This window comes from Salinivibrio proteolyticus, assembly GCF_001996165.1.
Classification (GTDB): Bacteria; Pseudomonadota; Gammaproteobacteria; order Enterobacterales; family Vibrionaceae; genus Salinivibrio; species Salinivibrio proteolyticus.
In genome coordinates, this window is sequence record NZ_MUFP01000035.1 from 1 (window position 1) to 9,998 (window position 9,998).

The following is a 9,998-nucleotide window of genomic DNA, read 5'->3' on the forward strand; positions in this document are numbered from 1 at the left end:
AATCTTAATGTTTTAATGAAACTTTTATGAAGAACACCGTCAATGCCTTGGCGGTGTTTTTTTACGCGACCACTCTTCCGATAGTGCTTTTACTCTAGTCCATCAATTACACCCACTCTGAACCAAGATCACATTTTGTTTGATGAGAGAGGACGACATCGGTGTCTAATTATTATATGCTTAATAGCGTTTGAACAAGGCAAACCATGGCGAAAGCATGGGACGCAAAGCCTCCGGCCTAACGATATTTTGACATGATGTCAAATATCAACGGTAGCGGGGTTGCCAACATATCAAAGCTGACAAATTTGATGGCTCGTTGACAATTCTGCGATCTTGCCTTGTTACATTATGACGTCTTTTTTAGGCATTAGTAATTCATCGAGATTTTAATCAAATGGATAAACCAGCTTTAAAGAACGCAATGAAGTTATTTGCCAAATTTGGCAGCATAAAGTCCCGTTCAATGTTTGGTGGATTTGGTATCTTTTGTGAAGACACCATGTTCGCACTTGTCGTTAACAACACTCTCCATTTACGTGCTGGAAAAGAAAACGAAGCACTATTGAAAAAACAAGGCTTGGCGCCCTACGTGTATAAAAAACGGGGCTTTCCCGTTGTGACTAAGTATTTTGCGATTCCTGAATATTGGTGGGAAGACCAAGATAAACTGCTCACAGAGGCAAAAGATGCACTGGATGTCGCGACACGCGATCGTGCTTTGAAAAAGCAATCCACACCATCTCGTCTAAAAGACTTGCCTAATTTACGACTTGCGACCGAACGTATGCTGAAAAAAGCAGGCATTGAAACGCCTGAAAGCTTACAGCAACAAGGTGCCGTTAATGCCTATAAAGCTCTTCTCTCGGCGCATGAAAAAGAGCTAAGCTTGGAGTTACTGTGGTCACTAGAAGGCGCGATTACTGGCAAACATTGGTCTGTGGTTCCACCTCAACGTCGCCAAGAATTATTACAACATTTAGAAAATTAATTCCTCACAACACCTATACCTCTCTACCTTTTTTGTGAGCAATGTTCGCGTCCAACACCGCCTTTATGGCGGTGTCGCTTTTTCTGAACGCACTAAACGCTCAATAAATCATCATTCAAACTAATTTCAGACAGAAACCGAAAGTTTCTTGCGATCGGTCGGGTCTGGTTAAAGGTACGATTAAGGACACAGTTCCTCAATGTAACCAACAAATCAGCCAGTTAATTCAGCTACAGCACCTAAAGTAATAACTGGGACCCATTTACTATCGGACGAGACACAGTATGCCAGTAAAAAAGATATTGCTTGGTTTAGTGGTGGTGGCGCTTGTAACACTTTGGTTCAGTTTAGATCTCAGCCAGTGGCTCACGCTTGAAAACGCCAAAGCACAACAAGTGGCATTGAATGATTACATTATCGAAAACGCGACCATCGCAAGCCTGGTGTTTTTTGTCGGCTATGTGGTGATGACCGCCCTGTCCTTACCGGGTGCGGCAGTAGCGAGTTTATTGGGCGCAGCACTCTTTGGCTTTTGGTGGGCATTGGTGTTGGTCTCCTTTGCTAGCTCGATTGGCGCCACCCTCGCCTTCTTGGTGAGTCGCTTTATGTTACGCGACTGGGTCCAAGCCAAATTTGGCAATAAGCTCGATACCATTAATCGTGGCATTGAGAAAGACGGCAGCTTGTATTTGTTGACCCTCCGCCTGATCCCTATTTTCCCGTTTTTTCTGATTAACCTCGTGATGGGGCTAACCCCATTCAAAACCCGCACCTTCTATTGGGTCAGTCAGCTCGGTATGTTGCCGGGTACCGCAGTCTACGTGAATGCAGGGACCCAACTGGCCCAAATCGATGCACTCGGCGATGTGGTGTCTCCCTCGGTGCTTGGCTCACTCGCCTTACTGGGTATCTTCCCACTGCTAGCAAAGTGGGTCATGGCTTGGATCACACGTCGTAAACGCTATCAAGGTTGGAACAAGCCCCATCAGTTTGACCGCAATATGGTAGTGATTGGTGCCGGTGCAGGCGGCTTGGTATCGAGTTATATCGCGGCGGTAGTGAAAGCGAAGGTTACGCTGGTCGAAAAAGGTTCGATGGGAGGAGACTGCCTAAACACCGGATGTGTTCCCTCAAAAGCGCTAATACGCGCGGCGAAAACCATGCGAGAAATTGGCAAGGCTAAGGCCTTTGGCATTCATACCCAAGCGCCAGCGGTTGATTTTCCGGCGGTCATGGCGCGGGTTAAGCAAGTCATTACCCAAATTGAGCCTCACGATTCGGTCGAGCGTTACACCAAACTCGGCGTGGAGTGTGTGCAAGGCGAAGCGCAAATCGTTTCGCCATGGGAAGTCGAGGTGAATGGCGAACGCCTCACAACCCGCAATATAGTGATTGCGACCGGCGCACGCCCTATGTTGCCCCCGATTCCCGGTTTGGCAGAGGTGACACATTACACCTCAGATACGATTTGGTCTCTGGCTGAGCTGCCACCACGGTTGTTGGTTTTAGGCGGTGGCCCCATTGGCGCGGAATTGGCGCAAAGCTTTTCGTGTTTAGGCAGCCAAGTGACGCTCGCAGAAATGGCTGACCAACTTCTCAGCCGCGAAGATAAAGATGCCGCCCAGTTGGTTGAGCAGGCGTTAGAGCGTGACGGCGTCACGGTTTTAACACAGCACAAAGTCAAAGCATTTGAACACAGTGATAATGAGCAAATCGCGTTACTCGATGGCCCTGACGGTGAGAAGTCTGTCTCATTTGATGCGGTGCTAGTCGCGTTAGGGCGCAGTGCCAACACCAAAGGGTTTGGTCTCGAAAAGCTCGATATTCCCGTAACCGAGCGTGGCACTATCCAAGTCAACGAGTATCTGCAAACCGTCTATCCGAATATCTATGCGGTAGGTGATGTAGCGGGTCCGTTTCAACTCACCCACGCCAGTGCCCACCAAGCGTGGTATGCCGCGGTGAATGCACTATTCGGTCAATTCAAACGCTTTCGTGCTGATTATTCAGTGATGCCTGCCGCGACTTACACCTCGCCAGAAGTGGCGCGTGTGGGCATCAATGAAAAAGAAGCCAAAGCCAATCAGCAAGAAGTGGAAGTGACCTATTACGGCATTGATGATCTGGATCGCGCGATTGCTGATGGTAATGATCACGGTTTTATTAAGGTGCTGACACCGAAAGGAAAAGATACCATTCTGGGAGTGACTATTGTTGGCGAGCATGCGGGCGACTTGCTCGCAGAATTTACTCTCGCCATGCGGCACGGGTTAGGACTAAATAAAATTTTGGGTACCGTCCATCCGTATCCCACTATGAGTGAAGCGGTGAAGTATACCGCTGGGATGTGGAAACAAGCCCATGCACCCGAGAAGCTGCTTAACTGGGTCGAAAAATATCATCGTTGGATGCGTCACTAATTGAAAAGGAAGATGACAATGAAACACTGGATAGCGGCGTTAACATTGGCAATTGCGAGTACTGCCAGTTTTACTGCCTCTGCAAGCGCGGAAAACAACAGTTGGGAAAGTATTGAACAACAAGCCAAAGGCCAGACTGTTTACTTTAACGCATGGGGCGGCAATCAAGAGATCAATGCTTACCTGCGCTGGGCAAGCCGCGAGTTACAACGCGATTACGGTGTCACACTTAAACATGTCAAAGTGGCGGATATCGCTGAAACCGTCAATCGCCTGCTTGCCGAAAAGACCGCAGGTAAGGATAGCGGCGGCAGTGTCGATATGGTTTGGATTAACGGCGAAAACTTCAAATCGATGAAGGAAAATGATTTGCTGTACGGCCCTTTTGTCAGCACGCTCCCCAATTGGCAAATTGTCGATAAAAGCTTACCGGTTGAAGAAGACTTCACTGAGCCTACAGACGGCCTCGAAGCACCCTGGGGGGTGGGACAGCTGGTGTTTATCCATGATCAGAAAACCTTGGCCAACCCACCTCGCTCTTTCGCCGAACTGTTAAGTTTGGCTAAAGCATTCCCTGGCCGTATTAGTTACCCCAAACCGCCCGAGTTTCACGGCACCAGTTTTTTGAAAGCCGCCCTACTGGAACTCACCGATGTGCGCGAGGCACTTTACTTGCCGGTTGATGAGGTGGATTTTGACGCGGTGACCGCACCATTGTGGCGCTATCTCGACCAACTGCACCAAGTCGCTTGGCGCGAAGGCGCGCAGTTCCCATCGGGTAGTGCTGAAACTATCCAATTGTTGGACGATGGTGAGCTTCTCGTCGCGATAGCGTTTAACCCCAATGCAGCAAAAGCGGCGGTGGCCTCTGGAAAACTTGCCCCATCAGCGCGTGCGTTTGCCTTTGACCAAGGCGCGCTGTCTAACATTCACTTTATGGCGATTCCATACAACGCTAATGCCAAAGCCGGCGCCATGGTCGCCATCAACTTCTTAATGAGCGAAAAGGCACAGCTGCGCAAAGCCGATACCCAAGTATGGGGCGATCCACCCGTGGTGAAGCTGCCTGACACCGCCGAAGTCAGCCGCTTTAACACCCAACCCGAGCCACACCCAAGCTGGCAAACCGCGCTTGAGCGCGCTTGGCTGAAACGCTACGGCCAATAGAAAGAGGTTGATATGGCACGTTTGCTGTTTGCCATTACCCTACCGGTGTGCTGCCTACCCTTGTTGCCAGGGGTGGGCGGCTTATTCGCGACCGCCTTTGCATTCTTACCCACACTAGGGCTGACGGAGGCTAACTTTAGCGGCTGGCAAGCTGTCATGGCATGGCCGGGGCTATCACAATCTATTCAGCTAACGCTCATCTCGGGGTTAGGCAGTAGCCTGCTCGCGGTGGCACTTAGCTTTATGATTTTACAGGCTACTTGGCACACGCCTATTTGGCAAAAGATCAGTGCACGCTTGCCTGCGCTACTGGCATTACCACACGTCGCGTTTGCGATTGGTCTGGTTTTGCTGCTATCCCCGTCGGGTTGGCTATTTCGCCTGTTAACTCCCCTTCTCGGCGATCAACCCGTGACTTGGGCGCTGGTACAAGACCCTTATGTTATTGGGCTCACCTTGGCGCTGACGCTAAAAGAAACTCCGTTTTTACTATTGATGAGTCTATCGGTGCTGCGTCAAATTGATGTCTCTCGGCTGACGATGGTATCAACCAGCCTCGGGTATAACCGCACCGCAACCTGGTTAAAAGTCATTCTTCCGCTTTGGCTGACCAAAATGCGTTTCCCGATTTTTGCCGTCATCGCCTACAGCCTTTCAGTGGTTGATGTGGCGATGATCCTTGGGCCGAATACGCCGCCCACCTATGCGGTATTGGTATGGCAGTGGTTTAATGACCCTGATTTAGCGCTATTGCCTAGAGCCTCAGCCGGTGCCTTGCTGTTGTTTGCTCTGTGTGGCTTGGCCTTATTGCTATTTCGCTTTTTGGTGTGGCTTGGTTGCCAATGTCTCAATCGCTGGCAATACACGGGGCGCCGCCACGCATGGTTACCCGGCAAATCACTCTGGTGGCCGGTGTTTATCACTCCCCTTGCAATTATGCCTGTGTTGCTGATGTGGTCATTCGCGCTGCGCTGGTCATTTCCCGATTGGCTACCCAGCCGATATAGCTTACGGTTTTGGGAGCAAGAGCTTAGCTATGTGTGGTCATTGGCGGGGAACAGTATTGTTCTGGCGGTGATCAGCGCCAGTGTCGCCTTGCTATTTGCCATCGGATGTCTGGAACGGTCAGTCAATCAGCAACGCTCAGTGCCGAGAGCGGTCATCGCTATTCCATTATTGGTTCCTCAACTCTCTATCTTGTTCGGTATTCAGGTGGCGGTGTATAGCCTTCCCGGCCAGTGGCACGTGCCGGCAACCCTTTGGGCTCACATTTTTTTCGCGTTTCCTTACGTGTACCTCGCACTCGATGGGCCGTGGCAGCAATTTGATATGCGTCTTATGCAAACCGCCAGAAGCCTCGGTGTCAGCGCCACGCTTGCATGGTGGCGGGTTAAACTGCCACTCCTTTTGCCCGCCATTATCTTGGCATGGGCGGTCGGCGCAAGCGTCAGTTTGGCACAATACCTACCCACACAATTGCTGGGCGCAGGACGCATTAATACCCTGACCACAGAGGCGGTTAGCTTATCGAGCGGCCTTGATCGCCGTATCAGTGGCCTGTATGGGCTGATGCAAGCGATGCTTCCACTTGTCGTTTTCGCCTTAGCCACTGTGCTGAGCCGCATCGCTGAACGTCGCCTTTTACCTAAATCAACACCAACTTATTCAGGAGCTGAACACCATGACACTGTGTGTCAACCAACTCACCATAAACGCGCCTGATCAATGTTTGGTGCGTGAGCTGTCCTTTTCGGTCGCTCCGGGAGAAATACTCACCGTGATGGGACCCAGTGGCTGCGGAAAATCGAGTCTGCTGAGTGTATTGGCGGGGCACATCCAACCGCCGATGCATTACAGCGGTCAACTGACGTTAAATGGTGAGCCCTTTGATCACTTACCGCCGGAGCAGCGCCGTATTGGGATTTTGTTTCAAGATGATTTGCTCTTTCCGCATCTCAACGTCTGGCAAAACTTAGCCTTTGCCCTGTCTTCATCGATGAGCAAAGCRCAAAAACGTGATCAGGCCATCGCAACATTAGGGTCTGTCAATTTAGCGGAGTTTGCGGATTATGCCCCCAGCCAGCTCTCCGGCGGGCAGCGCGCGCGGATCAGTGTGTTGCGTGCATTACTCGCCGCGCCCGATGCTATCTTGCTTGATGAACCCTTTAGTAAGCTGGATAAGCCGCTACGACGGGATTTTCGGGCCTTTGTGTTTGAGCAAATTGCGCAGCGAAACATTCCTGCGTTGATTGTGACGCATGATGCCGAGGATATTGCGCACCAGAGCCGTTGTTTAAATTGGCCTAAACGCTCAGCTAGCTCAGTACTGCAAGAGGAGATGCAAAATGCTTGATCGCTATGCCATCGCCGTGATCCGCTGGCCATTGAAGCAGGCAGCGGTGCAGCTTACAAAATGGAGGGTAAAACCCGATACCGTCACGCTCTCAGGCTTTTTGATTGGCTTGCTGGCCGTGCCCGCTCTCGCGCTACAAATGTATTGGCTGGCGCTTGTGTTTATTATCATCAACCGACTTTTCGATGGCCTTGATGGTGCGCTCGCCCGCGAGCAAGGGCTCACGGACGCGGGGGGCTTTTTGGATATTACCCTCGATTTTATTTTCTACGCTGCCATTCCTTTTGGCTTTGCTCTGGCCGATCCGGTCAATAACGCCATCGCCGCCAGTTTTTTGCTGTTTTGCTTTATGGGGACAGGCGCAAGTTTTTTAGCGTTTGCAATCATGGCCAGCAAACACCAGATTGATAATCCGGTTTACGCCAATAAGTCGATGTATTACATCGGTGGGATCACCGAAGGAACGGAGACCATCGCAAGTTTTGTGTTAATGTGCCTTTTCCCAACACACATGGCGTGGATTGCTGGCATCTTTGGCGCAGCCTGTTTAATCACTGCAGCAACACGAGTTTGGGCGGGGTACCAAACGTTGCGTGCGCTCGATACACCCTCCTCCTAGCTTATAGCCACTGGTGTTGGAGCTGCTCTTTATCGCCTAAGTAATCGAGCAGCCAGCGCACCGGTGGTGATTCTTTATCCGAGCGCCATGCAATGCAGCACGGACTGCTTAATAGCGGCTCTTCAAGGGCAAGCTCTACCAGCTCTCCTCGCGCAATCGCGTCTTCTGCCATGTGTGAAGGCATCACACCAATGCCTAACCCTGCCTTAAAACATTGCATGGCACTGTGCCAATTCGGTACCGTGAGGCGGCGCTGATTATCCAATAGCCAAGTGGTACGGCGCGGTAAGCGGCGCGAGGTGTCTTCCAAACAGATAGCCGGATACGGCGCGAGCTGATCATTAGCCAGTGGCTGTGCACATTGTACCAATGGATGTGAAGGGCTCACCACAAATCGCCAACGGAGGGTGCCCATTTCTCGGTAGCGAAACGCGCCGCTCACTGGCACAGCAGCCGTGGCACCAATCGCAATATCAGCTCGATCATCAGCCAACGCATCCCATACGCCGTTAAATACTTCCATGGTTAGCAACAACTCGACATCAGGAAACGCATCGTAGAAATCCCGCACCAGCGTATTGACGCTATCTTCGCGCACGACGTTATCCAGCGCTAAGGCGACACTTTGTGTCCAACCATTAGCCACTCGCTGCGTTTGTAGACGAATATCTTCCATGGTTTTCAGCATATCCCGTGCTTGCGCCACAAAGTATTCTCCTGCCGGTGTCAACCGCACTTGGCGGTGAAGTCGCTCAAACAGGGTAACCGCCAGTTTGTCTTCAATTTGTCGTACCGTGTAGCTGACCGCACTCGGTACCTTGTGCAATTCATCGGCTGCCGCAGAGAAACTTCTTCGCCGTGCAACCACATCGATCACATGAAAATCTTGGTAAGAAAACATTCAAATCAAATTTTTTGAAAGCAATGTTCAAATCATAGCGTTTCACAGCCAGCTTTGTCAGCCATAAACTATCTCTATGTCGAGTTTTCTATCAAGAGACAAAAAATGAACAAACAAGTGCCGTTTATGACGCTACTGTGGCTAGCAGGGCTCAGTATGCTAGGCTTTTTAGCCACTGATATGTATTTACCTGCTTTTGAGGCGATGCGAATCGATTTGGCGACCTCCCCTGCCAATATCGGCCTTACTCTGAGTATTTTTTTGCTAGGGATGGCCTGTGGGCAGCTGGTTTATGGCCCACTGTCTGATCGGATCGGCCGCAAGCCCGCGCTGCTGATTGGCTTAAGCCTTTATTTAGTCGCGACTGTGGTGTGTATTTTTGCTAATAACATTTATTTATTGCTTGGCGCACGTCTAGTTCAAGCCTTAGGAGCATGCAGCGCTGCGGTAATTTGGCAAGCCGTGGTCATTGACCGCTACGAAGGCAAGCTGGGCCAAAAGGTGTTCGCGACCATCATGCCGCTCGTCGCTTTATCGCCAGCATTGGCGCCACTTGTCGGCTCACACCTGCTCACCCTATATGATTGGCGCAGTATTTTTGTGGTTTTATTCGCGTTAGGGGTTGGTTTTGTTGCCTTTACTTTACGAGAAAAGGAAAGCCTTTCCAAACCCACACAAGATACTAAAATTATTGATAAACTTGTAAGTGACTATCAGCAAGTTTTTAAATCAAAAAAATTCATCGGTAACATGCTTATTTTCGCAGGTTGTTCCGCGGCATTTTTTGCTTACCTGACAGGATCACCGTTCGTGATGTCAGCCATGGGTTATACCGAAGCGGATATTGGTCTGAGCTATATTCCACAAACCATTGCTTTTGTCGTCGGTGGCTACGCCTGTCGCCATGCCCTCAACAAGCTTAAAGATCACAGTATCTTGCCTTGGCTGCTTAAGCTGTTTGTTATCAGTGTCGTGGTTATCTTTTTGATCAGCTGGCGTACCGATGTCACCAACATCTGGGTAATTTTAGGTCCGTTCTGTTTCCTCGCGGCAGCGAACGGTGCCATCTACCCACTGGTCGTCAATCGCGCCTTGGAAGATTTCAAATCCTGTAGCGCGACCGCTGCAGGGCTGTTGAACTTCTTGCAAATGATGGTCTGCTTCGTGGCGAGCGCTGTAGTATCTGCGTTTGCAGCCTCCGGCTTGATCGCCGTCACCACGGTCATGCTATCAACCTGCGCGGTAGTCATTATTGGCTTTGGCTTGGTCTGGCATGCAAACCGTCAAGCTCAAACGCTAGCAGCCGCGTAATACCACTGAATTTAGAGACTAAAAAGGCGTCTTTCGGGATAATGCCGATCAGTTAAGCAAAAAATGATCGGTTGAACGATCCTGAGAGGGTGTCAAAATCCGAGTGTTTCTGCACACTCGGATTTTTTATGTTCTTAAGACAAGCCCTCGACCGAATACATCAATTCTCTGCTGACCAACTCAATGGTCTATCCGATCTCCTTTGCCCTGAACTCATTCACCAATGTCTTGAGGAC

8 protein-coding genes and 1 riboswitch are annotated in these 9,998 nt (G+C 50.3%); of the genes, 7 read left to right on the forward strand and 1 reads right to left on the reverse strand.

Annotation, left to right across the window (positions count from 1 at the left end):
• Positions 1 to 188: 188 nt before the first annotated feature.
• A riboswitch (cyclic di-GMP riboswitch) is annotated at positions 189 to 290 on the forward strand.
• A 107-nt stretch (positions 291 to 397) separates the two neighbouring features.
• The 6 genes from BZJ19_RS16620 (at position 398) to BZJ19_RS16645 (ending at position 7,550) form a co-directional block, all read left to right on the forward strand.
• Positions 398 to 991: a TfoX/Sxy family DNA transformation protein gene (locus BZJ19_RS16620; protein WP_077676444.1), complete on the forward strand. Its 594-nt coding sequence runs from the start codon at positions 398 to 400 to the stop codon at positions 989 to 991.
• Positions 992 to 1,275: 284 nt separating this feature from the next.
• Positions 1,276 to 3,411: a dihydrolipoyl dehydrogenase gene (lpdA, locus tag BZJ19_RS16625; RefSeq protein WP_077676445.1), complete on the forward strand. Its 2,136-nt coding sequence runs from the start codon at positions 1,276 to 1,278 to the stop codon at positions 3,409 to 3,411.
• A gap of 12 nt (positions 3,412 to 3,423) precedes the next feature.
• The gene (locus tag BZJ19_RS16630) at positions 3,424 to 4,578 is read left to right on the forward strand and encodes an ABC transporter substrate-binding protein (protein ID WP_077676446.1); all 1,155 of its coding nucleotides are present in this window, start codon (positions 3,424 to 3,426) and stop codon (positions 4,576 to 4,578) included.
• Between the two features lie 12 nt (positions 4,579 to 4,590).
• Positions 4,591 to 6,300 carry an ABC transporter permease gene (locus BZJ19_RS16635; RefSeq protein ID WP_077676447.1) on the forward strand — a complete coding sequence of 570 codons (1,710 nt, stop codon included), beginning with the start codon at positions 4,591 to 4,593 and terminating at the stop codon, positions 6,298 to 6,300.
• The gene (locus tag BZJ19_RS16640; protein WP_077676448.1) at positions 6,260 to 6,931 is read left to right on the forward strand and encodes an ATP-binding cassette domain-containing protein; all 672 of its coding nucleotides are present in this window, start codon (positions 6,260 to 6,262) and stop codon (positions 6,929 to 6,931) included. The genes BZJ19_RS16635 and BZJ19_RS16640 overlap by 41 nt, the downstream gene beginning before the upstream one ends.
• Positions 6,924 to 7,550, forward strand: a complete 627-nt coding sequence (locus BZJ19_RS16645; protein ID WP_077676449.1) for a CDP-alcohol phosphatidyltransferase family protein — start codon at positions 6,924 to 6,926, stop codon at positions 7,548 to 7,550. The genes BZJ19_RS16640 and BZJ19_RS16645 overlap by 8 nt, the downstream gene beginning before the upstream one ends.
• 1 nt (position 7,551) lies before the next feature.
• On the opposite strand, the gene punR is transcribed toward BZJ19_RS16645, so the two are convergent.
• Entirely contained in the window at positions 7,552 to 8,451 is a 900-nt protein-coding gene (punR, locus tag BZJ19_RS16650; protein WP_077676450.1) for a DNA-binding transcriptional activator PunR, read from the reverse strand.
• 105 nt (positions 8,452 to 8,556) lie between these two features.
• Here punR and punC point away from each other — a divergent pair, with 105 nt between their 5' ends.
• A complete protein-coding gene (gene punC / locus BZJ19_RS16655) occupies positions 8,557 to 9,762 on the forward strand; it encodes a purine nucleoside transporter PunC (RefSeq protein ID WP_077676451.1) in 1,206 nt (401 codons plus the stop codon).
• Positions 9,763 to 9,998: the final 236 nt, after the last annotated feature.